This window comes from Nocardia sp. CWNU-33, assembly GCF_046764895.1.
GTDB lineage: Bacteria > Actinomycetota > Actinomycetes > Mycobacteriales > Mycobacteriaceae > Nocardia.
This window is the reverse complement of record NZ_JBKOQN010000120.1, coordinates 1-939: the sequence shown is the minus strand read 5'-3', so window position 1 is coordinate 939 and position 939 is coordinate 1. Positions and strand designations below refer to the sequence as shown.

General features: G+C 60.0%; 1 protein-coding gene. It reads left to right on the top strand.

Annotated elements, in window-relative coordinates:
* Nucleotides 1-377: 377 nt before the first annotated feature.
* Nucleotides 378-939: YczE/YyaS/YitT family protein (locus ACLMAL_RS39645; RefSeq protein WP_412003774.1), on the top strand; the 562-nt coding region annotated here is incomplete at its 3' end.

Here is a 939-nt window from a genome sequence, read left to right as displayed (position 1 = left end):
TCGTCGAGATCGACGCTGAATCGACGTTGCCTGATGCCGGTCTTCTGCTCGAATTCCGTTGGCGTCCAAGGGTTGTTACGTGGTCCGGGGAACATGTCGAGTAGGCGTTCATTGGTCATCACCAGGTTCGGAACCGATGCTCCGGTGCCTGTGATTCGTACCTTCATGAATGCCTCCACCTCAACGAGTAGCCGCATCCACAACACCATCAATGGTCGGTGTGATCATGTACCAAACAGGTCATGATGGCCGGTGCACGGCGATGCCGTGCAGGGGCAGATACCATCCCGAGTGGTTGAGCATCATGCCGACATCGAGGGTCCAGCAGTTGGCAAGTGGACCTGTTTTCAAGGTCCAGTGATCGGCATGCTGGGTTGATGTTGGTTCGCCGGTTGGTCGCGTTGTATGTCGGGTTGTGGTTGTACGGGTTGTCGATGGCGGTGATGATTCGTGCTGGTTTGGGGTTGGATCCGTGGGATGTGTTCCACCAGGGTGTGGCGACACATGTGCCGATCAGCTTCGGAGCGGTGACAGCAGTGACCGGGGTGGTGGTGCTGTTGGCGTGGATTCCGTTGCGGCAGCGCCCCGGTGTCGGCACGGTGAGCAATGTGGTGGTCATCGGGATATCGGTGGATGCCGGGTTGTGGATGCTGCCCGCGTGGGATTCGATTCCGCTGCGAGTGACAGCAATGACTGCAGCGGTGGTGCTGAATGCGGTCGCGACGGTGCTCTACATCGGTGCGGGAATGGGTCCAGGTCCGCGGGATGGACTGATGACTGGACTGGTTGCGCGGACCGGATGGTCGGTGCGATGGGTGCGCACCGGGATCGAGGTATCGGTGCTGGCCGCCGGCTGGGTGCTGGGAGGCAGCATCGGCATCGCAACACTGGTGTACGCGTTCGGCATCGGGCCACTGATCCAAATGATGATCCCGTATG